Genomic DNA, 25,415 nt, shown 5'->3' with positions numbered 1-25,415 from the left:
ATTAAATACTATCAATTAAATGTTTAACCTGTAAGCCAATATTTTTAATATCGTACGTTTTAGCACGCTCAAAACTCAAATCACTATATTTTTGTCGTGCATCTGGATTTTTCTGTAAGAATTTCATTGCTTGCGATAGTCCAACCGCATCATCAACATTTACCAATAAACCATATTTTGCTTTCACAAAAGAGCCTTTTAGGATGGTAACCTCTTCGTTATCGTTAAGTAATTCCAAGGGACCAGACATACAGTTTGTACAAATAACAGGTAAACCAACTGACATAGCTTCTAAAACCACATTCGGGAATCCTTCGGTTAAAGAGCATAAAACAAAACAATGCCCTTTTACAATATGAGACTTTACGTTGTTAACATTTCCATTGAAATGAACGCGGCCAGATAGATTTAATTTTATAGATAATTGATCTAGTTGTTCATGTAAATAGCCATCTCCATATATTTCCATATAAAAATTACTAGATAGCATACTTATTGCTTCAATAATGCTTTTCTGGTTTTTTACTGGTATCATTCTGCCAACAGTAACGACATTAAATATATCATCAAAATTTTTGTAAGGAGTCAATTCAGGTTTTATGGCTTCCGTTCTAATGGGATTGTAAATGACCGAAGCATCTATTTTAAGTTTATAATTCTTTTTTAAATCGTTGTTGATATATATTGAATTAGAAAATAACTTATCATTTTTATTGTAGAAATAGGGAATTAGCAATTTGGTTAATATGGATGTGAGTTTCTCGTCTTTGTACATAATAGAAGGGAAGCAGCGTTCACTAATTATAGACTTTAAATCTGCATTAAACATTTTAGCTATTCCTGTCATAATATTTTGGCGTACAAGGAAGGAAGTAACGACTTCAATATTATATTCTTTTAAAACGTTTTGATATTTAAAAATGAATTTTATGTTATCACGTAAACGACCAAACAAGGAGTTCTTAAATGTTTCATCAGGATTGGATAGAATGATAACTTTAGCGTTATCAGGTATGGGTAGTTTAATTTCGTTGTATAGCAGAATTAAGGTCACATCATAATAGTTGGTTAACTCATACAATAATAAGCTAACCACCTTTTCGGCGCCACCATAACCTATGGCAGATACAAATAGTGCAATTTTTCTTTTTTCAGACATGCTGATTCTTATGTGATAATTTTAAAAACAGATTGGTGTATTCATTTATAATTTTATGGCTATTAAATTTATTTTTCACAACTTGACTGACTGTTTCAGGATTAAAAGGAAATGAATTGTATAATTGGTTTAAATACTTTAAATAATCCGCTTCCGTATCTGCCACATAGCCGTTTTTGCCAGGTTCTATAATTTCATCCAATCCTCCTGGAGCATTAAAAGCTAAAATGGGTGTGCCAACTACGCAGCTTTCAATCAATACATTGGGAAACCCTTCCACATAAGACCCTTGCAGGAATAAATCGCTTTCAGCCAAATAAGTTTCAACATTTTTTGTAAAGCTAATATATTTAATATTTTTGGTTAAGTTCTTATTATCAAGCATTTCAAAAATACTATCTTTTTCATTACCAGAACCAATAATGGTATATTGAAATGGAAAATTTAATTGTGCTAACACCTTAATAATACGTTCATGACCTTTTTCTTTACTTAAACGGCCTATGGTAATAAATTTCATCGGTCTGGATGTGTCATACGAAGCTGTTTTCAAGTTAAAAACTTTTGTAATAGGATTATTTATTAAAACAGTTTTTGTTTTTGGTACTTTGTAATTAGCAATCATATCCTTTTGCATGTCTTTAGATTGGCAAATAATACAATCTACTAATTTATATGCCAAAACAATCATAGCTTTTGGAAAGGCAGAATTCGTATATGGATTATGATTGTTTAAAACTGTCAAGACATTGGCTTCACGTGATACAAATTTAGTGTTTCTGAAGTAAGGAGACATGAAAGCAATCATGGTATTCAGATGTACTATGGAGCTCACAACAATATCTGGTTTGTGTTTTCTGAAAAATTGAAACAAACTGCCAAAAGCTTTTAATACTCGTGGTTTATTGAAATACACGATGTTTAAATTTTCTATTTGGTAAACCGTATCTTTTTCATATCCCGTGATTAGTAAGGTAACATTGAATTGTTTTGTATTTAAATTTTGAGCTACATAAGACAGTATGCGCTCGGCACCACCTGCAGCTAGTGATGGTAAAACAAAAATGATATTGGTTTTAGTATTGTTCATTATTGTATGGTATATCCTGATCCATTTGTTTTAAGCCATTTTTTCAACACCAATAATTTCCAAATTAATGGATAACGATTCCAACTACCTTTCATGTGTTGTTGAATCATTTTATAGACCTCATCCGCATCTATATTTGGAATTTCTCGTAAACTTGCCATATCTAATTCAGAAAGCACATACTCTTTTAACTCGTGCTTGAACCATTCGGCAAAAGGCATGGTAAATCCTGCTTTTGGTCTGTCAAATATTTTTTCTGGAACATATTGATAGAGCACATCCTTTAAAATCCGCTTTTGTATGTTTCCGTTATACTTAAAGGCTGTTGGCAATGATTGTGCGAACTCCACAATACTATGATCCATGAGCGGTGCACGAGCTTCTAATGAATATGCCATGGTGGCACGATCTACTTTGGTATTTATATCCCAGTTTAAATAGGTTTTAATATCAAAATCAGTTAGGCGTTCGTATAAGTTTTTATCATTATGAAACAGGTATTTTTTTTCAGGAACATCGGTATAATCAAAATCTGATTTTAACCAAGACATATTAACACCAGTAACGGATGCTATATAAAGCGAATTGATATCGTCATATTGCAATCCTTTGCCAATCATTTTTAATTTATAATGAGGCGCTAAACCTGCTGTTTTTGCTACCGTATGCCTCAAAAAGTTAGGCAAATTGTATAAATGGTTAACTTGTTTCATCCATTTGTAGCGTTCATAACCAATAAAACTTTCATCACCACCATCACCAGATAAAGCCACTGTAACCTTTTTACGTGTGTGTTTTGCGAGTAACATAGACGGAATAGCTGAAGAATCAGCAAAGGGTTCGTCATAATAATGCGTAAAATTATCAATCAAATCGAGTCCTTCGTTGTAATTGCATTCTATAACATGATGATCTGTTTGTAAATGATTGGCAACTTGTTTTGCATATACACTTTCATCGAATCCTTTTTCATTAAATTTTACAGAAAAGGTTTTCACTTTACTATCGGTTGTTTTAGTAGCCAAAGCAGCTACTACAGATGAATCTACACCACCTGATAGGAAAACACCCACGGGAACATCAGCAAATAAACGCGTGGAAACGGCATTGCTTATCAAGCCATCTAATTCAGTAATAGCTTCTTTATAAGAACCTTTGTAAGGGTTTTTAACCTCTGTATCAACATCCCAATATGGTCGTTCTTTAAAGTTGTATGAAGTTAAATCCAAAGAAAAACAATGTCCAGCTTGTAGTTTTTTAATTTCATTAAAAATAGAATGTGGATCGGGAACAGCTCCCCAAGCTAAATAGTAACTAATAGCTTTATTAGAAATTGTTAAATTGGTGTGATGCATTTGAATGGATGAAATCTGACTAGCAAATTCAAACTGTTTCTCATTTAAATAATAATAGAAGGGTTTTTTACCCAAACGATCTCGCGCTCCAAAAAGCTTTTGTTTTGTTTCATCAAAAATAACAAAGGCAAACATGCCGCCAAGATAATTTACGCAGTCCTCGCCATATTCTAAATACGCGGCACAAATAACTTCCGTGTCGCTGGTTGTATTGAATTGGTAACCTTTACTTTCTAATTGTTTTTTAAGCACTTTAAAATTATAAACCTCACCATTAAACACAATATGAATTGTATGGTTATACGTAAAGGGTTGGTTGGAGCGCTCATCAATATCTATAATAGCCAAGCGGTTATGGCCAAAAATAACAGGTTTATTGGAGCTGCCTAAAAATTTAAAATCCAGTTTATCAGGACCTCTAAATTTTGTACGTTCCAATTTGTCTTGAACCTGTTTTCTAGAATATTCTATAGTTGATCCGTAAATTCCACACATAGTTAATTAGCTTTAATTTCAGCCTTTACAGGCAGTTCTTGATGCACTTTGTTATAAAGCCATACGGATATAAAAAGTACATCGTATTTTTCAAAAAAATTATGAGCCACCATCAAGTAACCAATTAAAGCAATTGCTAAATAGGTATATTCTTGATGGATTCGAAAGTAACGAAGGCTTCTGATGGTTATGGCCAAATAAATAATTACTATTAGGAGAAATGCTAAAATTCCAGCTTCACCTAATACCATTAAAAAAGTATTATGAACACCATATTCAATAGCAACTAAACTAGATTCGCCTCTCATAGATTTATAGCCAGCACCAGTAACCACATTGTTGGTAATTAAATCTGAAAAATAAGCCCAAGTTTCATTTCTTGAACCTTCGGTAATTGTTTGTGTTTCTACTTCTTCTGTGTTACCAAATAGACTATGTAAAGCGGAAAAACGTGCTTTGTTTAGCTGAAGAGCTGAAGCAGCAGCAAAAATAATGATTAAAGCTACGGCACCTACGGCAAATGTTTGAATGTTTTTTTTGTTAGCAAATACAGATACCACATTAATAATTACTAAAAACATAATAAACGACCGAGAAAGTGTAAAAATACCACAAAGTATTAAAACAAATTGAATCAAAAGTTTAAGCTTGTAATTTGGAATAATATATGACAATGCAAATCCAAACAAACAAATAAAACCAGCCTTATTCGGATTTAAATAAAAACCACCATAACGGCCAAAAATATCTGGGAAGACTAATGCATTTACGGCAATACTTAACGCGCCAATTACTAGAAAAATAAGTAACTCTTTGTCAGTTGTTGCTTTCGTAATTTCATTTACACAAATAATAAAAATGAAATACCTGATAGCTTCCTTAATAAATAACTCTGTTATACCTGTGTATTGTAGTCCAGAGAATGTGAAAAAGCAAAGCCCTAGAACTATAAATGGCCAAAGTGGTTTCGATTTTTTTGCAATAAAAAAATAAATAACTACCACAACAGTTAGTAATAAGTTGGTTATAGAACCTATACCAGCACCCAGATACTCCAAGCTAAATGTTGGTACATTTAGGAGTATTAAAACCAGCGCTACGTATTTTAAAATTTTCATGAATGTGTACTTACTTTTAAGAGTCGCTTCTGTTTATTGGTATAACTATAGAAAACAAATATTTTTAAAATTTGAATGATGGTTGTACAAAGTGCAATACCAATTAGTCCCACCCAATTCATTAAAATAAAATCTAATATAATATTTAATAACATGCTTCCTAATGAGACATAAGCCATAAATGCATTTTTATTGATACTGGTTAGGAATTTTACAAACAAATTACCACAAATGATAAATGGGACACCTATTAGGTAAATAATTTGAATTTTAGAAACAATAGCAGTGTCATTAGCGGTGAAACTGTCTCTTTCAAATAGAAAGGCAATAATATCATTTGAAAATACACAGGCAATAACCATAATGCTCATGATGACAATAAAAATCCATTTGTTCAACATAAAAAGTGTTTTAAAGGACTTTTCGGGATTGTCAATTGTCAACTTTGAAAAGTAGGGTAATAATACATTCCCCAAAGCAATAATAAATATGGTTGTAAAAAAGGCAGGTATTTTCATGCCATAATTAAGGGCAGCAATAGAACCAACAATTAATTGAGCGGCAAAATATTGATCTGTTACAGGAATTAGTCCGGTTAAAAACCCTGATGAAACTTTTGCTGGTACTTGCTTAAACATTAAAATAGCGTTAGAGCTTTTAAAATCTGGTACAGCAAATTTTAATATTTGTTTCTGTAAAGCTATACCAAACAGAAATATTAATTGTAATATGCTTCCAACTAACATCCCAACAGCCAAAACGCTTTTTCCTAATTCTTCACGATAAAAAATAACACAGACAATCATAACTATAGATGTTATAATTGGATATAAGGATGAATATGTGAATTCCCCATATATATTCAGTAATCCACTAATTAATGATGTTAATCCCCAAATTAGAATGCAGGGCAATAAGTAATGAAATTGAAGTATAATTAATTCATAATAACCAGACGAATGTCCCGAGAAAAAAAGTTCTAAAAAAACATCTGTAAATAAAAAAGCAATACCCATAAAGACTAAAGAGGTTATGATGGTTACCACAAAACTTGTAGACTGAAACGCAGCTATATTTTTATTTGTTTTTTCTTCTGCAATATAATTTGGAATAAATACAGAATTAAAAGCGCTTAAGAAAACCTCATTAATAAATCCAGGTAATAATAGGGCAATAAAAAAGGTATCTAGTAATTCGGAAAGTCCAAATTCTCCTGCAATTACCACTTCTTTATAAAACCCAAAAAACTTCACCAATATTGTAATTGCTCCTACAATAATGATATTGGTAGCAGTCGAATTATTTTTTACCTTGGTTAATAAGGTCTTTATTAGGGTTTTTATTTTCACAAAAACTAGGTGTTTTTTAATAATTTTTTAAACGGCCATCCTAAAAAAAACAGTGTTTTTAGTAGTTTGGGGTTAATAGCTTTGATGTACGAATTCAAACGGAAATCTAAAAAAACAGCAGCTCTTAAAAGAGTTAAAATTCGTTTTATAAATAGTGTGGGATATTTCATGAAATAATCCGAATAAAACCAGTTTAATATACATAATGAATAAATAGCCATACCAAAGGCATCTTTTTTATGATTTTGAATAGAAATAGCATTTTCAGTATCTAAATAGTACACGCGTAAAATATGATTTACATATTTGGTTTGAAATCCTTGCTTGGCAATAAATTCCCATATAACACCTTCTGGAATATAGCCTTTTGCAAAAATAGCCTCATTAATTTGTATGCCTTTTAAAACATTGGTTTTTGTAAAGCCCCATTTTTCTGTGGCTTCTAAATGTTCGCGTTGAGATAAAAACGTATTACTATAATAGGGTTGCTTTTCAAATGGTTTACCAACTAAATTTCCGTTTTGATCTTCACATAAACAGGTTACACCACTAATACTTGGTTTTAAATGTTCTGGAATTTGGGTATATTCTTTATTAAAATATTCTAAAGCTTCAGGAACGCAAGCGTCATCAGAATCGAACGGTAATAAAAATTCGCCTTTGGCCACATGAATAGCTTGAAAAAAGCAAGCCATTTTATGTTTGTTTTTAGCGTTGTTTATATAGTTAATTGGAAATGTGGCAGTTTTTATAAGCGTTTCTATAGTGTTGTGAGAATTATCAGTAGACCCATCATTAATGATCACCAATTCAAAATCTTTGAAGGTCTGTGCTTCTAAAGATTTAAAAACACGCTCTAATGTATTTGCTCTATTGTATACTGGTGTAAATATGGTAAAGCGATACATATAATCAGCATTAGGTTGCTTGGAATAGGATGGAAGAAGTGCTTGTAAATTCATATTACCGCTGTAATGCTTGTGTTATTAAATATTGCCATTGTTCTGAAATATGTTTTATTTCAAACATTGTTGTACTGGCTTTAGCAGAGGAACCAAACTTTTCTCTTAATTCGGGTTGTGCCATTAAGATTTCTAATTTGCGTTTTAACATGTTTTTGTCGTCAACAGGAATTAAGAATCCGTTTTCACCATCGTTAATAATCTCTGAAGGTCCTGAAGGACAATTTGTTGATACGCAAGGTAGGCCAAAAGCCATTGCTTCAATTAGTGCATTTGGAAACCCTTCAAAATTAGAAGTAAATGCAAAAATAGACGCTTTGCTGTAATAATCTTGAATACAATCAACGCTACCGATAAGTTCAACCGACTTTTCAATATTTAGTGTTTTAATGAGTTCTTGTAACTGGGTATGTAAAGCTCCTTCGCCTACAATTTGAATTTTCCAATTATCTCTACTCATTTCTGCAAAAGCTTCAATAAGTAATTTATGGTTTTTAACGGGATCAAGCCTGCCAACACTTAAAATAATTTTTTCTTTTTTAATTGTATTGTCTCTAAAATTTATAAGCTCTTTAGCTAAAGGGTTTTTTATAATAGTTAACTTGTTAATTTTTATGAATTTAGAAAAATAAGATTTGATGCTTGAAGTTTGAACAATTAGTTTTGTACAGTAAGGGTACGTTAGTTTTCTAATTTTAATCCAAAAACCTGAAAGGGGATCAAAATCTGGATGTGTCCGTTCACTAATTAAGCACGGAATTTTAGCTAATTTACTGGCTATAATTGTATATATATTGGTTGTTGTCATAAAACCTATGGCAACAGAAATGTCTTCTTTTTTTAAAATACGAAATATGCTGCGCACCATGAAAACATTATTGCTTAATGAATCTATAAAGCGCATATTCTTATTGTAAGCGGCTTTACAAGAAATGACTTTAATGTTTTTGTCCAGTTCGTAAAATGGTGTTACATGATATAAGCTGATTATGGTGACCTGATAATCAGTAACAAAAGCGTTTGCAAGCGTGCTTAAAACACGTTCAGCACCACCAGATGTTAAGCTTGATATAATAAAGGCAATTTTTGGTTTGTTTGTAGCAAAAAATTGACCTCCAGAATGAAGATTGGACATATATTGATATTAATAGCGCAATAAAAGTATATATTTTTTTATTCTTAATCTTACTGTAGGACATTAATTAGATTAACGACAGATTTTAGATATGAAAAGCAGTTTTAAGGCATTTATCAATTCTAATGGGTTTGTTGATAACATGTTGATATTTAGTAACAAACAAAAACATCCAAATCTATATAACAAACGTATATTTGTCGTCATTCCATTTCTTGCCAAATTAATTTACCTGAAATTTTATCGACTAAAAGTACAAAAAGTACTACAAAATGCATTTTCAGTAGTTTTTTTCTTACAGAAATGTTGCATTTCGTCGAATATTTAAAGAGAAATTGTTTTGGTTATAAGTTGAATACATAGTTTTACAAAGATTAATAGCAAATCACCCCAAATGAAGAAAGAAAATAGAGGGAAATTTCTTTTAAAAGGAATTTTCATGAGTACCTTACTTTTATTTTTTGTCACAAATAAAATGATGGGTCAGTCTTATCCAGAACAAGTACAATTACCAAATGTAAATTACGAAGCATACCAACAACCTGCAACTTCACTTCCAGGATATCTAGAAACCTTTACTGAATCTCTTTCAGGTAGTTCAGTTACGCGTATTACGGATAGAAACACATTTAACGTTACAGGTCAACGATTACGGCATAACTACAGTCGTGATCAAACATGGAATAGTGATGAGACTTTAATAAAAATGGCTGGTTATCCAGCAGCTATTTTAGATGCTGAAACCTATGAGTTTTTATTTTGGAGTGATATTCCAAGTTATGGTCGTTGGAGTCATACGCAACCTCATATTATGTATGGTACGGATGGTAATACATTTGTCTCTCATAATGTAAATACCAATCAAAGAACCGTTTTACATAGGTTTTCAAATTATGCCTCTGTAGATTTTGGTTTTGGAGAAGGCAATCAAGATAAATATGATAGATATGTTGGTCTGATAGGTAAGAACGGAAATAATAGCACCTTAATTGTATATGATATTCAAAACGATGTAATTACAGGTACCAAAGATATAGGTACAAATGGTAGTGAATTAGATTGGTTTTCTGTTTCGCAGCTTGGCGGTTTTGCAGTTGCACAATATAAAGATAACGGTACAGGTGCTACGGCAGGTATTAAATCTTATAATATAGATATGACCAATGAGCAGCATATTTATCACAATACAGAACATGGTGATTTAGGTGTAGATGCCTTTGGTAATGAAGTTATAGTTGAATATGGAGGGGAAAGTGAATGGAATGATAACTTTAGTTTGTATATGGCTCGATTGGATGGGCAAGGCGTAACAAAATTATTTCCATATATAAATGGTCGTGGTATTTGGGGAGGACATATATCTACTCAAAATGTGGACCGACCAGGTTGGGCTTATATTAGTGAACAATGTTGTCCTACAAATCCTGTAGCGCCTGCTGAAATTTTTGCTATTAAACTGGATGGCTCTGGAATCATAGAGCGTTATGGAAAGCACAATGCTGCTCCATCTTCCTATTTGCACGAAACTCAAGTTGTACCAAACAGAAATGGGACTAAAATGATTTTTGCCAGTAACTGGAATGATTCAAATGTTATGAGTCAGAGTGGTTCGCCTTCTTTTGTATTAGAATATCCTCAAGTTTCGCAAGGAATGACGGTAAATGCTGGAAACGACGTGACTATTTGTGAGGGAGAATCCACCAATTTAACTGCTTATGGAACTGGTGGCACCAATTTTTCATGGAACATATCTGGTGGAAATTCTCAAAACATTGAAGTGACACCTACCCAAACTACAACCTATACAATAACGTTATCTGATAATTCTGGAAATAGTGTTACGGATGAGGTAGTGGTTACTGTAACACCATTACCAATTGCTAATGCAGGAAATGATGTTACAATAAATGAAGGAGAGTCTGTAACCTTAACAGCTTCTGGTGGAGACACCTACTTATGGAATACCACCGAAACTTCAGAAAGTATTACGGTAAGCCCGACAACTACAACAACATATACAGTACAAGCCATAAGGCAGGGATGTTTATCTGAAGATACGGTTATCGTATCAGTGATACCCACTCCCATAAACGCCGATGCTGGTAACGATACAACAATTTGCGCAGGTGAAAGTGTTACTTTAGAAGCATCGGGAGGATCAGATTATGTGTGGAGTACAGGTGAAACTTCACAAAGCATAACGGTTAATCCATCAACAACTACAAATTATACAGTAACGGTTTCAAATGGTCAGGCTTCGGCATCAGATTCTGTTCAAGTAACGGTAAATCCTTTGCCAGTTACAAACGCAGGAAACGATATAACTATCACGGAAGGCAATAGCACCACGCTTACAGCTTCAGGAGGTTTTACGTATTTATGGAATACTGGCGAAACAACATCAAGTATTTCTGTAAGTCCATCGCAAACAACAACATATACTGTTCAGGTTACTGATAATAATTGTTCAAGTGAAGCTACTGTGACTGTAACAGTAGAAGGTTCAACACCAACGGTTACAGCTCATGCAGGTGATGATGTTACCATTTGTGAAAATGCCTCAACTACATTAACAGCTTCAGGCGGCTCTTCCTATGAATGGAGTACTGGCGAAACAACTCAAAGTATAGAAGTGAGTCCAACAACGACAACAACTTATACAGTTTTAGTTTCTGATGGAACGTCTTCAGATTCAGATTCTGTTCAAGTAACGGTAAATCCTTTGCCAGTTGCAAACGCAGGAAACGATATAACTATCACAGAAGGCAATAGCACCACGCTTACAGCTTCAGGAGGTTCCACGTATTTATGGAATACAGGCGAAACAACATCAAGTATTTCTGTAGCTCCATCGCAAACAACAACATATACTGTTCAAGCCACTGATAATAATTGTTCAAGTGAAGCAAGCGTTACGGTTACTGTGGTTCCTGTTCAGCCAAATGTAGAGGCAAATGCAGGTAGTGATGTGACCATATGCGAAAATGCGTCAACTACTTTAACTGCTACAGGTGGCTCTATTTATGAGTGGAGCACAGGTGAAACGACACAAAGCATTACAGTTAGTCCTTCAAGTACCACAACCTATACCGTTAATGTTACTGAAGGAACTGTAACAGATTCAGATGATGTTACAGTTTCCGTTAGTCCTTTACCAATCATTATTACTAGTGATGATCCAACTATAGAAAATGGACAGAGCACCATATTATCTGCTTCTGGAGGCACTGATTATTTGTGGAGCACAGGTGAAACAACTCAATCTATTTCTGTTAATCCAACCTATACATCTATTTATACAGTTACAGTTATTAATAATGGCTGTTCTGATACAAGAGATATTCAGGTAAATGTTGTAGAGGTTGTTAATGCTGATGCAGGTGAAGATGTAGAAATTTGTGCAGATGGTGATGAAAACACAACAGCAACATTACGAGCAACAGGTGGTTTATATTACCAATGGAGTACGGGTGAAACAACTCAAAGTATTCGTGTAAGCCCTCAAGAATCTACCGTATATGAGGTTGTAGTGTCCAACGGATTTAATTCTGAAACAGACCAAGTAAATGTTACTGTAAATCAGTGCTTATCAACAGTTGAGCCAGAAGTGGTTGATGCTGAAATAACAGTGTTTCCTAATCCTGCTACCAGTGAAATAAATGTGAAAGTTTCAGGTTTTAATAATGATACTAAAGTGAATATCTATGATATGCTAGGTCGTTTAATTCAAACAAACGCCATAGGTGTTACCGCTAACGGTGCCATAACCAAGAAAATTAATGTTTCTAATTTACCTCGAGGTATGGTTTTAGTTACTTTAAACCAAAACGGAAAAATTTATACTAAAAAGATTGTGTTGAATTAATCAGTCTTTCTAAATAAAAAAAAGCCAGCTAAATAAATATTTTAGCTGGCTTTTTTTTATTTCCAAATAACTTTAGTAATGGTAGCAACACTATCGCAATTTTCAATTAATAAATCTAAAACAGCTTCTTGTAATCTACCTTCTAGATAATAAATACTACAAGGTTCTTTTCTAGTATCGCTTTTTGAAAACTGAATGTCTCCATGTTTTATAATGGATTGGATGGTTGCACTATCAATAGATTTTGCTTTCAGTTCTTTGTTAGCATCTGGACTTATTCGTAATGTTTTAGAATTGATATTCTTTAAAACACGTGCTTCAGGACCGTAATCACAGGACACTTTTTTACCATTTAAAAAAAAGGCTAGAACAACTAAACCTATAGAGAATCCGCCTAGGTAATAGCCAATACGTTGTATTAATTTCACAGTTTTTCTTTTGAATTTAAAAAATAAAATCGACTAGAATATCAATAAATTAATATCGCTATGTTTTAAGTCGAACCATTCGCCAACAGATTTGCTGGTTAAAATGCCGTGGTAAAAATACAACCCATTTTTTAATCCTTTATCAAAACGCAAAGAATTTTCTAAACCGCCATCTTCAGCAATTTTCAAAAGGTAAGGCGTGCAAATATTACTAATTGAAATAGAGGCAGAGCGCGAGTAGCGTGCTGGAATATTAGGCACACAATAATGTGTTACACCATGCTTTAAAAAGGTAGGTTGTTTGTGAGATGTAACTTCGCTAGTTTCAAAACAACCACCCATATCAATACTAACATCAATTATTACGGAACCCATTTTCATATTGGAAACCATAGAATCGCTTACAATAATGGGTGCTCGGTTTTTTCCACGAACGGCTCCAATAACCACATCACAGCGTTTAAGTGCTTTTGATAGGTTTTTTGGTTGTAATGTAGAAGTAAATATGGTGCGACCTAAATTGGTTTGAATACAGCGTAATTTGGTAATAGAATTATCAAAAACTTTCACATTAGCACCAAGACCTATGGCGCTTCTAGCAGCAAATTCGCCAACAGTTCCTGCGCCTAGAATAACCACTTCAATTGGAGGTACGCCACTAATGTTTCCAAATAATAGTCCGTTTCCATTATTTACATTGCTTAATAGCTCTGAAGCTATTAAAACAGAAGCTGTTCCAGCAATTTCACTTAAACTTCTAACGGCTGGATAAGCACCATCTTCATCGCGAATAAACTCGAAAGCCAGAGCAGTTATACGCTTGCTAGCAAGGGTCTCAAAATATTTTTTGTGCTGTGTTTTAAGCTGTAGAGCAGAAATTAGTATTGTTTGCGGATTAATTAGTTTTATTTGATCTAAAGTAGGTGGTTCTACTTTCAAAATCATGGGACATGCATACACTTTAGCAGTATCTTTGGTTATTTCAGCTCCAGCTTCACTATAATCCTTATCGCTAAAATTAGCGCCTTTTCCTGCGCCAGATTCCATAAGTATGCGATGGCCATTACTGGTTAAAGCGGAAACAGCGTCAGGAGTTAAACAAACCCGTTTTTCTTGGAATGCAGTTTCTTTAGGAATACCAATAAATAACTCACCTTTTTTCTTGTAAATTTCTAACTTTTCTTCTTGAGGGAGTAATTGTTGTTTTGTAAAAGGGGATAAGGCTTTGGACATAATTTGACAGCATGTTATTGATACCTCAAATTACGAATTAATTTTTGAATGAATCACGTGTTTTTTAAAAATACTGCTTAATCTTTCCCCAAAGTGAGGTTGGCTTAATCATAAACTCATCTTCTAGTTCTTGTAATGATTTATTGGCTGTATTCAATTTGTCAAACATTTTTGCTCGTATCAAGTAAATAGATGGAACTACTATTGCCATTATAGGGATTAAATAAAATATTTGATTACTATCTACATATCTTAAATCATCATTTAATATTGTAAAAATTTGGAATGAATACATAGCTATAGGAACAATCAATACGTGATACCACCAATGGCGACAAGTTAAAAACCATATTAATATCAAAGATAGAGGTATTATTTTTCCTGTTAAAGTCCAAGCAACGGTTAGTACACTTCCATAGTATTTACTGTCGTAAGTAAAAAACAAAGTGTCCCAAACCTTTTGGTCTGGAACACTTTCGTATAAATAAAATAAATAGGGCGTTGATGCAATAAATACTGCAATAAACGTTCCTATTACAATACTCCTATTATCCGTGCGTAGGAACCACGATTTTTGATCTTTCAATTTTTGTTGTTTGTTGGTCATTTAAATCAATTATGTTAGCAGCTTGAGCTGTAAACAACATTCCACCAAAAATTGCAATTGCTAATAAATACTTTTTTGTTCTCATAATATTAAGGGATTTAATTAATTAATAATCCAAATGTATATGAGTAGTTTGTATCAAAATAGCTCGAAATGTTAAAATTATGTTAAAATCAACGTTTTTTAAAATTTCCATTACGGTTTTCCCGTAAAATGCTTCAGTTTGAGCGTTTGTTGTTTTTTCAGTCTTATAAAAAATGCCTCATTTTAATGTTAATTGTCTTTTGTTGCTATCAATATGTTCTAATGAAATGACGTGATAATTATCAGGTAAAAGTGTTAAAATAATATCTGGCCACTCAATAAAAACCCAATTTGAGCTGTCTAAATAATCTTCAATTCCAAAATCATAAGCTTCCTCAATGGAATTTAATCGGTATAAATCAAAATGAAAGATATCCGAATTAGTAGCTTGATAAGTGTTAACTAAAGAAAATGTAGGACTACTAACATCGTCCGTACTTCCTAATTGTTTAACAAGGGCTTTAATTAAGGTTGTTTTACCTGCTCCCATAGCGCCTTGAAACAAAATTACTTTATGCTTTACAGCTTTTATAACTGCTTGAGCGACACTATCTAGGCTATCTAAATTATAATCTAAAACCAAAGTATTACATTTTAAAAGGACAATTATAAGCATTTAAAATCGTAAAAACTAATAAAATATGTATTTCATCGGTTTTTTATGTATTTCAAGGATGTTTTTATTTGGGATCCATGACTATGAATGGGATAATCATTTCTTCTAAAGACACACCTCCATGCTGATACGTGTTTCTATAATAACTGACATAATGGTTGTAATTATTTGGATAGGCAAAAAACAAATCGTTTTTGGCAAAAATAAAGGAGCTGCTCATGGTAATGGCAGGTAAATGAATAGATTTTGGATCCTTTGCCACCAATACATCCTTTTCTTCATAGGTTAAACTTCTGCCTGTTTTATAGCGTAAGTTTAATGAGGTATCCTTGTCGCCAACCACTTTAGATGGATTTTTTACGTTAATTGTGCCATGATCTGTGGTTAATATTAATTTAAATCCTAATTGTTGGGCTTGTTGTATAATTTCTAAAAGGGGCGAGTTTTTAAACCAACTTTGAGTTAGAGAGCGATAGGCTTTATCATTGGATGCTAATTCTTTTACCACATCCATTTCTGTTTTGGAGTGGGAGAGCATATCTACAAAATTGTAAACAACAACAGTTAAATCATTTTCTTTAAGGGTTTTAAAGTTATCCACTAATTGTTTGCCGTTTTTTAAATTGGTAATCTTAAAATATTTTGTAGATAAATTTTGTAACCCTAAACGCTTCAATTGAGCTTCTAAAAAGGCATCTTCATGTAAGTTTTTACCGCCATCGTCCGTATCGTTTTTCCATAAATCAGGATGCATTTTTTCCATGTCAGCTGGCATCAATCCAGAAAAAATGGCATTTCTGGCGTATTGTGTTGCTGTTGGCAATATGCTAAAAAAGGCTTCTTCTTTTTGCTTCTTATAATAATTGTTTACAATGGGTTCAAAAGCTTTCCATTGATCATAGCGCAGATTGTCAATTACAACAAGCAGTGTTGGTTGTTCTTTACTGATTTCAGGAGCCACTTTATCTTTAAACAAATTATGAGACATGGTAGGTGCATCGGTATTTGGTTCAAACCAGGAAGGATAATGCTTATCTATAAACTTACCAAACTGGGTATTGGCTTCCGATTTTTGAGATTCTAAAATTTCAAACATCCCTGAATCTTCTATATCTTCCAGTTGCATTTCCCAATAAATCAATTTTTGGTACAAGGACACCCATTCTTCGTAGCTATTAACCATAGATAAATCCATAGCTATTTTACGAAACTCCTGTTGGTAATTAGAGGTTGTTTTTTCTGAAACTAATCGGGAATGATCCAAGTTTTTTTTCAGACTTAATAGAATCTGATTTGGGTTTACAGGTTTTATTAAATAATCTGCTATTTTATTACCAATAGCTTCTTCCATGATATATTCTTCTTCACTTTTAGTAATCATAACAACAGGAAGGGTGTCGCGTCTTTCTTTGATGTCATTTAAAGTTTCCAATCCAGTTAAACCAGGCATATTTTCATCTAAAAATACGATATCAAAATTTTTATCGTCTAAAACCTCCAAAGCTTCCATGCCGCTTTTGCAGGTAGTAACTTTGTAATTTTTTTGCTCCAAAAAGAGGATATGAGGTTTCAATAAATCAATTTCATCGTCAACCCAAAGAATATTTATATGGTTCATGTATATTTGTTTATATATTAATAAAATGATAGTAAGCTTGCAGACAAAAAACAAACTCAAGATATTTAACGACCCAATTTACGGATTTATTACCATTCCGAATGCGTTGATTTTTGATTTAATTGAGCATAAATATTTTCAACGTCTTCGTAGAATTTCCCAAATGGGTCTGTCATATTTAGTGTATCCAGGTGCACACCATACCCGTTTTCATCATGCATTAGGTTGTATGCATTTAATGCAAAAAGCAGTTCAAGTACTTCGTTTTAAAGGAGTTGAAATATCTGAAGGCGAAGAAAACGCTCTGTATGTGGCAATTTTACTACATGATATTGGCCATGGACCTTTTTCTCATGCTATGGAACATAGTATTGTAAATGGGGTTAGTCATGAGCATATTTCACTTCAATTTATGGAAGTTTTAAACACGGAATTTAACGGAAGTTTAACGCTTGCTATTCAAATATTTAAAGGGAAATACCACAGACCGTTTATGTGTGCCTTAATTTCTAGTCAGTTTGATATGGATCGAGCCGATTATTTAAAGCGAGATAGTTTTTACACTGGTGTTGCCGAAGGTAATATTAATAGCGACCGATTAATAACCATGCTAAATGTTGTTAATGATGAATTAGTAATTGAAGAAAAAGGAATTTATAGTATTGAAAAATTTTTAGTAGCCAGACGCCTCATGTACTGGCAAGTGTACTTGCATAAAACAGGTTTAGTGGCAGAACAGTTATTAATGCGTGTTCTGCAACGTGCAAAAGAATTAACACAACAAGGTGTGGTTCTGGAAGCCAGTAAACCTTTGATGTTTTTTTTACAAAATGATATTCAGCTAAACAATTTTAATGATAACACGTTAAATACCTTTTCAAAACTAGATGATTACGATATCATTACAGCTATGAAAGCATGGCAATATCATGACGATTTTGTTTTGAAGAATTTATGCGAAATGATAATAAACAGGCAATTACTTAAAGTGAAGCTAAAAAAGAATCACATTAAACCTGAAAAGTTACAGATGCATATAAAAAAATTAATGAAACAATATCAGGTTTCAGAATCCGAAGCAGCCTATTTTGTGTTTACCGGCTCTATAACTAATCAGGCCTATGAACAAAACAAACAGCCTATTAATGTATTGTTTCAGAACGGAAAAATTCAAAATATCGTTAAAGCATCCGATCAATTAAACTTAAAAGCATTATCAAAACCAGTTACAAAATATTATATATGTTATCCTAAAGATAAAATGTAATACATTTTTTCTATTTTTGCTTTCAATGAATTTTACAGCAGAACAAATAGCAGGTATATTAGAAGGTGAAATTGTTGGCGACTCTAGCGTAGAAGTTTCCAGATTATCCAAAATTGAAGAAGGAGCGGCAGGCGCTTTAACCTTTCTCTCTAATCCTAAATACACACCTTATATATATACAACTAAAGCCTCTATTACTATTGTTAATAAAAGCTTTATACCCGAAAAGGAAATACATACTACTTTAATTAAAGTAGAAGATGCCTATAAAGCATTTTCTAAATTATTGGAATATTACAATCAAGTAAAGTTAAATAAATCAGGAATTGAACAACCAACACATATTTCAGATTCTTCAAAAATAGGCGATAACGTTTACATTGGCGCTTTTTCCTATATAGGCAATCATGTGGAAATTGGCGATAACGTTAAAATTTTTCCAAATAGTTACATTGGAGATAATGTTGTTATTAAAGATAACACGGTCGTTTTTGCAGGTGTAAAAATTTATTCAGATTGTTTAGTTGGTTCGTATTGTGTTATTAATTCCGGAGCAATAATTGGAGCAGATGGATTTGGTTTTACGCCAAATGAAAAAGGTGAATACAACAAAGTCCCACAAATAGGAAATGTTATTTTGGAAGATTTTGTAGATATTGGAGCCGCTACCACTATAGATCGTGCCACGTTAGGATCTACCATTATTAGAAAAGGTGTTAAATTGGATAACCAAATTCAAATAGCACATAATGTGGAAATTGGAAAAAACACGGTAATAGCCGCACAAACTGGTGTTGCAGGTTCCACTAAAATAGGCGAAAATTGCCAAATAGGAGGACAAGTTGGTATTGCTGGACATTTAACAATAGGAAACAATGTTAAAATTCAGGCCCAATCAGGTATTGGTAAAAACATCAAAGACAACGAAATTTTACAAGGCTCTCCTTCATTTGGTTACAGCGATTGGAATAAGTCTTATGTTCACTTTAAGAACTTGCCTAAAATTGTTAAAAATATAATTGAATTAGAAAAAAAAGTAGATGGGAATAATTAATACGGATATCAAACAGAAAACCATAGCCAGCAGCGTGACGCTTAAAGGTGTTGGTTTGCATACTGGTAATGATGTAACCTTAACATTTAAACCAGCGCCAGTAAATTCTGGCTTTGCTTTTAAACGCATTGATTTAGAGGGTAGCCCTTTAATTGAAGCCGATGCTACCTACGTTACCAACACGCAACGTGGTACTTGTCTAGAAAAAAATGGTGTTATTATTCAAACCTGTGAGCATGTGTTAGCTGCTTTGGTAGGTATGGATATTGATAATGCCATTTTAGAACTAAATGCAGCCGAACCACCAATAATGGATGGCTCGTCTAAATTTTTTGTTGAAGCTATTGAAAAAGCAGGTGTTTTAGAACAAGATGCTTTCAGAGAAGCTTACGAAGTAACCGATGTTATTTCTTATACGGATGAGGAGTCTGGCAGTGAAATTTTAGTCATGCCTTCTAAAGAGTATCAGGTTACCACAATGGTGGATTTTGGAACTAAAGTTTTAGGAACTCAAAATGCATCCATTAAAAACATGTCTGAATTTAAAGATGAGATATCTGATTCTAGAACGTTTAGTTTTCTTCATGAAATTGAAACACTTTTAGAACATGGACTCATAAAAGGTGGTGACTTAAACAATGCCATTGTTTATGTAGATAAAGAATTGTCTAACGAAACCATGGAAAAACTAAAAGTAGCATTTAAAAAAGATACCATTGCCATTAAACCAAATGGTATTTTGGATAATTTAACGCTACACCATCCTAATGAGGCAGCAAGACATAAGTTATTAGATGTAATTGGCGATTTAGCATTAATAAAAACACATATAAAAGGTAAAGTTATAGCTAATAAGCCAGGTCATTTTGTAAATACACAATTTGCCAAAAAAATGTCTAAAATCATTAAAAATGAGCGTCGCAATAACGTGCCAAATATCGATTTGAATCAGGAGCCTTTAATGGATGTGAATCAAATCATGAATATGCTGCCACACCGACAGCCTTTTTTATTAATTGACAAAATATTCGAGTTAACAGATTCTGGTGTCATAGGTATGAAAAACGTCACCATGAATGAACCTTTTTTCGCGGGTCACTTTCCAGGAGCACCAGTTATGCCAGGAGTTCTAATTGTAGAAGCTATGGCACAAACAGGAGGGATTTTAGTATTAAGCACAGTTCCAGATCCTGAAAATTATCTAACATTCTTTATGAAAATAGATAACGTGAAATTCAAACAAAAGGTAGTACCAGGAGATACGTTGATTTTTAAATGCGATCTAATTTCACCAATTCGTCGTGGTATTTGCCATATGCAAGGTTATGCTTATGCTAATGGGAAATTATGTGCAGAAGCGGAATTAATGGCCCAAATTTCAAAAGTTAAAGAATAGTAATAAACAGCTTTAGTAATACAATCTGTTAAATAATTTTACCAATAAATTAATTCTAGTATAAAAATGAATCAACCACTAGCTTACGTACATCCTGGAGCCAAAATAGCCAAGAATGTTGTTATAGACCCATTTACGACTATTCATAATAATGTTATTATTGGTGAAGGTACTTGGATTGGAAGTAACGTTACCATTATGGAAGGCGCTCGAATTGGTAAAAATTGTAACATTTTTCCAGGTGCTGTTATTTCAGCAACTCCACAAGATTTAAAATATAAAGATGAAGATACTACTGTAGAGATAGGAGATAATGTAACCATTAGAGAATGTGTTACTATAAACAGAGGAACCACAGATAGAATGAAAACCGTAATTGGCGATAATTGTCTCATTATGGCCTATTGCCACATTGCTCACGATTGTATTGTTGGTAAAAATTGTATTTTTTCAAACAATAGTACATTAGCAGGACATATTACAGTTGGCGATTATGTAGTTCTTGCAGGTATGACAGCTGTACACCAGTTTTGTTCTATAGGAAATCATGCCTTTGTAACAGGTGGTTCTTTAGTTAGAAAAGATGTCCCACCTTTTGTTAAAGCGGCACGGGAACCATTATCTTATGTAGGAATAAACTCAGTTGGTTTAAGACGTCGTGGTTTTTCAACCGAAAAAATTAGAGATATTCAAGATATCTATAGAATATTATACCAAAAAAATTACAACAATACTCAAGCAGCTGAAATTATAGAAGCTGAAATGGAAGCAACCCATGAACGTGATGAAATATTGCAATTCATAAAAGATTCGCAACGTGGTATTATGAAAGGGTACTTCAAATCTAATTAAAAAAATAAATAAGTAAAATGGCAACAACATCAGATATTCGCAACGGATTATGTATTCGTTATAATCATGATATTTATAAAATAATCGAATTTTTACATGTAAAACCTGGTAAGGGTCCTGCATTTGTAAGAACAAAAATGAAAAGTGTTACTTCTGGAAAAGTATTAGAAAACACCTTTTCCGCAGGACATAAAATTGAAGACGTTCGTGTAGAAACACATAAATTTCAATTTTTATATCACGATGGTGAATTTTACCACTTTATGAATCAGGAAGATTATACCCAAATACGATTATTAGAAGCCGCTTTAGATAGACCAGATTTAATGAAGGAAGGTGAAGTTGTAACCGTATTAATTAATACAGAAGACAACATGCCACTTTCTGTAGAAATGCCAGCAAGTGTTATTTTAGAAGTAACACATACAGAGCCAGGTGTTAAAGGAAATACAGCAACAAATGCTACCAAACCAGCAACGGTTGAAACGGGAGCAGAGGTTAATGTACCGCTTTTTATAAATGAAGGCGATAAAATTAAAGTGGAAACTGATAAGGGAACTTACAAAGAGCGCGTAAAAGAATAATTGTGAAATTTCCAAAACCACATACATTAGATGAGATTGCCTCATTAATTGATGCAACATTCATTGGAAATGCTAATTTTCCTGTGCTTGGAATGAATGAAATTCACGTTGTAGAACCTGGAGATATTGTTTTTGTAGATCATCCAAAATATTATGATAAAGCTTTAGCCTCTGCTGCAACAATAGTTCTAATTAATAAAGAAGTTAATTGTCCTGAAGGGAAAGCACTTTTAATTAGTGACGATCCCTTCCGCGATTTCAATAAACTTACCAAACATTTTAGACCATTCAAATCAGCAGCATCGGCAATTACGGATTCAGCAGTAATAGGTGAAAATACTGTTATTCAACCAAATTGTTTTATTGGTAACAACGTTGTTATTGGTGATAATTGTACGATTCACGCCAATGTAACAATTTATGATGACACTATTATTGGTAATAATGTTACTATACATGCTGGAACCGTTTTGGGTGCCAGTGCGTTTTATTACAAAAAACGTCCTGAAGGTTTTGACCCCTTAATTTCTGGTGGTCGCGTGGTAATTAAGGATTATGTAGATATTGGTGCACTTTGCACAATAGATAGAGGCGTAACTGGCGATACCACAATAGGTGAAGGCTCTAAATTGGATAATCAAATTCAAATAGGTCATGATACCGTAATTGGAAAAAAATGTCTCATAGCATCGCAAGTCGGTATTGCAGGTTGTGTTGTAATAGAGGATGAGGTTACTATTTGGGGGCAAGTGGGTTGTGCTAGTGGAATAACTATTGGTGCTAAAGCCATCATTCATGCACAATCTGGTATTAGTAAATCCTTGTCAGGACAAAAAACTTATTGGGGAACACCAGCTCAAGAAGCACGTTCGGTTATGAAAGAAATGGCATCTATAAAGCAGATTCCTAAAATAATAGAGCAATTAAAAAATAAATAAATGACAGCAAAAGCACTTATTAAATCATTTTACGAATCCGATTTATCAAATGATGCTAGCCTAATTGATACTTTTTATCATAAAGAATGTATCATACATTGGAATAGTAGTAAAGGTTATACTGAAATGGATTTTAAAGGTGTTTCTGCTTTTTTTAGAGGAGTCAGAGAATCCTATAATCATTTACGATTTGAAATAACACATTTGTTATCAGAAAAAGAGGTTGTTACGGTTCGTTACACATTATTTGCAAACACAATTGAGTCTGAATCTGATGAAATGCCAATAGCTCATTACATTTGTATCCATCATATTAAAGACAACAAAATTTATCGTTCTTTTGAAATAAGCCAACCAGCAGATACAGATAGTTTAGATTCAGATGCCTATTCAGAAATAAAAATATAAAAACACTTTACTAATAGGTGGCAAAACATTACTTTTGTCACGTTTTAAAAACATAAAAAATCAAACTTAAATGAGCGTTTTAGTTAATAAGAATTCAAAGATAATAGTTCAAGGATTTACGGGTAGTGAAGGAACATTTCATGCCGGACAGATGATTGAATATGGAACCAATGTTGTAGGTGGAGTTACACCAGGTAAAGGTGGTCAGTCCCATTTAGATAAACCGGTTTTTAATACAGTTCAAGAAGCTGTTGATAAAGTAGGTGCTGATACAACTATTATTTTTGTACCACCAGCTTTTGCTGCAGACGCAATTATGGAAGCAGCCAATGCTGGAATAAAAGTTATTATCACTATTACAGAAGGTATTCCTGTAGCTGATATGATAAAAGCTGCGGACTATATTAAAGACAAAGATTGCAGATTAATTGGTCCTAATTGCCCAGGTGTTATTACTCCAGGTGAAGCCAAAGTAGGGATTATGCCTGGTTTTGTTTTCAAAAAAGGAAAAGTAGGTATTGTTTCCAAATCTGGTACATTAACATATGAAGCTGCAGATCAAGTGGTAAAACAAGGCCTAGGTATTACAACTGCTATAGGTATTGGTGGTGATCCTATAATAGGAACAACAACTAAAGAAGCTATTGAGTTGTTAATTAACGATCCAGAAACAGAAGCTGTTGTTATGATTGGTGAAATTGGTGGTCAATTAGAAGCTGATGCTGCACAATGGTATAAAGCAAGTGGAAGTAAAAAACCTGTTATAGGATTTATTGCTGGCGAAACTGCTCCTGCAGGACGTACTATGGGACATGCTGGTGCAATTGTTGGTGGTAGTGATGATACAGCCCAAGCTAAAAAGAAAATAATGAGAGAATGTGGTATTCACGTAGTAGATTCTCCTGCAGAAATAGGCAAGAAAGTAAAAGAAGTAATGGGTTAATTTCTGACTCAAAAAACTGTTAAAAACCTTACAAAATCTTGTAAGGTTTTTTTATTTGATGCAACTTGTATTTATTATATTTGACAAACAACTAATCACATTACTCAATTATGAAATTATTAGAAGGTAAAACAGCCATAATTACAGGAGCCAGTAGAGGAATTGGTCGCGGCATTGCCGAAGTTTTTGCACAGCAAGGTGCTAATGTCGCTTTTACTTATAGTTCGTCAGTTGAAGCCGCAAACGAACTTGAAAATGAACTGAATGCTCTTGGTATTAAAGCCAAAGGATATAAAAGTAATGCAGCTAGTTTTGACGAAGCTCAACAATTAGCAGAAGCTGTTGCTAATGAGTTTGGTAGTATAGATATTTTAGTTAACAATGCTGGAATAACCAAGGATAACCTACTCATGCGCTTAAGTGAAGATGATTTTGATAAAGTTATTGAAGTCAATTTAAAATCGGTATTTAATATGACAAAAGCAGTCCAGCGTACCATGCTTAAACAACGCAAAGGATCAATTATTAATATGAGTTCCGTAGTTGGTGTTAAAGGAAATGCTGGTCAAACAAATTATGCAGCTTCTAAAGCTGGTATAATTGGATTCTCAAAATCGGTTGCTTTAGAGTTGGGTTCAAGAAATATAAGAAGTAATGTAATTGCTCCGGGGTTTATTGAAACCGAAATGACGGCTAAATTAGATGAAGAAACAGTAAAAGGGTGGCGAAATTCTATCCCTTTAAAACGCGGAGGAACACCCGAAGATATTGCGAATGCATGTGTGTTTTTAGCCAGTGATATGTCTGCCTATATTACTGGACAAACACTAAATGTGGATGGTGGTATGCTAACATAATC

22 protein-coding genes are annotated in these 25,415 nt (G+C 33.3%); 10 read left to right on the top strand and 12 right to left on the bottom strand.

From position 1 onward, the window contains the following. Nucleotide 1: 1 nt before the first annotated feature. Genes BM239_RS08025 through BM239_RS07995 form a run of 7 tightly spaced genes read right to left on the bottom strand, consistent with a single transcriptional unit; the run spans nt 2 to nt 8,663 of the window. Nucleotides 2-1,159, bottom strand: coding sequence for a glycosyltransferase (locus BM239_RS08025; protein ID WP_092207283.1), 1,158 nt, complete (start codon nt 1,157-1,159; stop codon nt 2-4). Then, nucleotides 1,152-2,249, bottom strand: coding sequence for a glycosyltransferase (locus tag BM239_RS08020; RefSeq protein WP_092207281.1), 1,098 nt, complete (start codon nt 2,247-2,249; stop codon nt 1,152-1,154). Before BM239_RS08020 ends, BM239_RS08025 begins: the two co-directional genes overlap by 8 nt. After that, the gene (gene asnB, locus BM239_RS08015) at nt 2,249-4,099 is read right to left on the bottom strand and encodes an asparagine synthase (glutamine-hydrolyzing) (protein WP_092207279.1); all 1,851 of its coding nucleotides are present in this window, start codon (nt 4,097-4,099) and stop codon (nt 2,249-2,251) included. The genes BM239_RS08020 and asnB overlap by 1 nt, the downstream gene beginning before the upstream one ends. Before the next feature lie 2 nt (nt 4,100-4,101). Next, entirely contained in the window at nt 4,102-5,217 is a 1,116-nt protein-coding gene (locus BM239_RS08010) for an O-antigen ligase family protein (protein WP_092207277.1), read from the bottom strand. Then, on the bottom strand, nt 5,214-6,566 hold the full coding sequence (gene murJ / locus BM239_RS08005) for a murein biosynthesis integral membrane protein MurJ (RefSeq protein WP_092207275.1): 1,353 nt from the start codon (nt 6,564-6,566) through the stop codon (nt 5,214-5,216). Before murJ ends, BM239_RS08010 begins: the two co-directional genes overlap by 4 nt. 5 nt (nt 6,567-6,571) lie before the next feature. Then, complete coding sequence (locus tag BM239_RS08000) at nt 6,572-7,528, bottom strand: glycosyltransferase family 2 protein (RefSeq protein WP_092207273.1); 957 nt, start codon at nt 7,526-7,528, stop codon at nt 6,572-6,574. A gap of 1 nt (nt 7,529) precedes the next feature. Continuing rightward, complete coding sequence (locus BM239_RS07995; RefSeq protein ID WP_092207270.1) at nt 7,530-8,663, bottom strand: glycosyltransferase family 4 protein; 1,134 nt, start codon at nt 8,661-8,663, stop codon at nt 7,530-7,532. A 394-nt stretch (nt 8,664-9,057) separates the two neighbouring features. Here BM239_RS07995 and BM239_RS07990 point away from each other — a divergent pair, with 394 nt between their 5' ends. Then, nucleotides 9,058-12,528 (top strand): T9SS type A sorting domain-containing protein, encoded by a 3,471-nt coding sequence (locus BM239_RS07990; RefSeq protein ID WP_092207268.1) that lies wholly within the window; start codon nt 9,058-9,060, stop codon nt 12,526-12,528. 56 nt (nt 12,529-12,584) lie between these two features. On the opposite strand, the gene BM239_RS07985 is transcribed toward BM239_RS07990, so the two are convergent. From BM239_RS07985 to porX, 5 genes are all read right to left on the bottom strand, one after another. Beyond that, a complete protein-coding gene (locus BM239_RS07985) occupies nt 12,585-12,956 on the bottom strand; it encodes a DUF4258 domain-containing protein (protein ID WP_092207266.1) in 372 nt (123 codons plus the stop codon). Between the two features lie 33 nt (nt 12,957-12,989). After that, on the bottom strand, nt 12,990-14,189 hold the full coding sequence (locus BM239_RS07980) for an alanine dehydrogenase (RefSeq protein WP_092207264.1): 1,200 nt from the start codon (nt 14,187-14,189) through the stop codon (nt 12,990-12,992). 64 nt (nt 14,190-14,253) lie between these two features. Continuing rightward, nucleotides 14,254-14,796, bottom strand: a complete 543-nt coding sequence (locus BM239_RS07975; RefSeq protein ID WP_245758209.1) for a hypothetical protein — start codon at nt 14,794-14,796, stop codon at nt 14,254-14,256. Nucleotides 14,797-15,058: 262 nt separating this feature from the next. Beyond that, nucleotides 15,059-15,496, bottom strand: a complete 438-nt coding sequence (tsaE, locus tag BM239_RS07970; RefSeq protein ID WP_177209003.1) for a tRNA (adenosine(37)-N6)-threonylcarbamoyltransferase complex ATPase subunit type 1 TsaE — start codon at nt 15,494-15,496, stop codon at nt 15,059-15,061. 64 nt (nt 15,497-15,560) lie between these two features. Beyond that, on the bottom strand, nt 15,561-17,114 hold the full coding sequence (gene porX, locus BM239_RS07965; protein ID WP_092207260.1) for a T9SS response regulator signal transducer PorX: 1,554 nt from the start codon (nt 17,112-17,114) through the stop codon (nt 15,561-15,563). Between the two features lie 37 nt (nt 17,115-17,151). Here porX and BM239_RS07960 point away from each other — a divergent pair, with 37 nt between their 5' ends. The 9 genes from BM239_RS07960 (at nt 17,152) to fabG (ending at nt 25,413) form a co-directional block, all read left to right on the top strand. Next, the gene (locus tag BM239_RS07960) at nt 17,152-18,381 is read left to right on the top strand and encodes an HD domain-containing protein (protein WP_177209002.1); all 1,230 of its coding nucleotides are present in this window, start codon (nt 17,152-17,154) and stop codon (nt 18,379-18,381) included. Between the two features lie 25 nt (nt 18,382-18,406). Beyond that, nucleotides 18,407-19,435 carry a UDP-3-O-(3-hydroxymyristoyl)glucosamine N-acyltransferase gene (lpxD, locus tag BM239_RS07955; protein WP_092207256.1) on the top strand — a complete coding sequence of 343 codons (1,029 nt, stop codon included), beginning with the start codon at nt 18,407-18,409 and terminating at the stop codon, nt 19,433-19,435. Then, nucleotides 19,422-20,831: a bifunctional UDP-3-O-[3-hydroxymyristoyl] N-acetylglucosamine deacetylase/3-hydroxyacyl-ACP dehydratase gene (locus BM239_RS07950; protein ID WP_092207254.1), complete on the top strand. Its 1,410-nt coding sequence runs from the start codon at nt 19,422-19,424 to the stop codon at nt 20,829-20,831. The genes lpxD and BM239_RS07950 overlap by 14 nt, the downstream gene beginning before the upstream one ends. Nucleotides 20,832-20,897: 66 nt before the next feature. Continuing rightward, nucleotides 20,898-21,683 carry an acyl-ACP--UDP-N-acetylglucosamine O-acyltransferase gene (gene lpxA / locus BM239_RS07945; RefSeq protein WP_092207252.1) on the top strand — a complete coding sequence of 262 codons (786 nt, stop codon included), beginning with the start codon at nt 20,898-20,900 and terminating at the stop codon, nt 21,681-21,683. A 17-nt stretch (nt 21,684-21,700) separates the two neighbouring features. After that, complete coding sequence (efp, locus tag BM239_RS07940) at nt 21,701-22,267, top strand: elongation factor P (RefSeq protein ID WP_092207250.1); 567 nt, start codon at nt 21,701-21,703, stop codon at nt 22,265-22,267. Nucleotides 22,268-22,269: 2 nt separating this feature from the next. After that, nucleotides 22,270-23,205 (top strand): UDP-3-O-(3-hydroxymyristoyl)glucosamine N-acyltransferase, encoded by a 936-nt coding sequence (locus BM239_RS07935; protein ID WP_092207248.1) that lies wholly within the window; start codon nt 22,270-22,272, stop codon nt 23,203-23,205. Continuing rightward, nucleotides 23,206-23,613 (top strand): nuclear transport factor 2 family protein, encoded by a 408-nt coding sequence (locus BM239_RS07930; protein WP_092207246.1) that lies wholly within the window; start codon nt 23,206-23,208, stop codon nt 23,611-23,613. 70 nt (nt 23,614-23,683) lie between these two features. Next, complete coding sequence (sucD, locus tag BM239_RS07925) at nt 23,684-24,556, top strand: succinate--CoA ligase subunit alpha (RefSeq protein WP_092207244.1); 873 nt, start codon at nt 23,684-23,686, stop codon at nt 24,554-24,556. Between the two features lie 110 nt (nt 24,557-24,666). Further along, complete coding sequence (gene fabG / locus BM239_RS07920) at nt 24,667-25,413, top strand: 3-oxoacyl-[acyl-carrier-protein] reductase (RefSeq protein ID WP_092207242.1); 747 nt, start codon at nt 24,667-24,669, stop codon at nt 25,411-25,413. Nucleotides 25,414-25,415: the final 2 nt, after the last annotated feature.

The organism is Algorimicrobium echini (assembly GCF_900115185.1).
GTDB lineage: Bacteria > Bacteroidota > Bacteroidia > Flavobacteriales > Flavobacteriaceae > Algorimicrobium > Algorimicrobium echini.
Note: the sequence above shows the minus strand (reverse complement) of the source record. Positions and strands in the feature narration are given on the sequence as shown.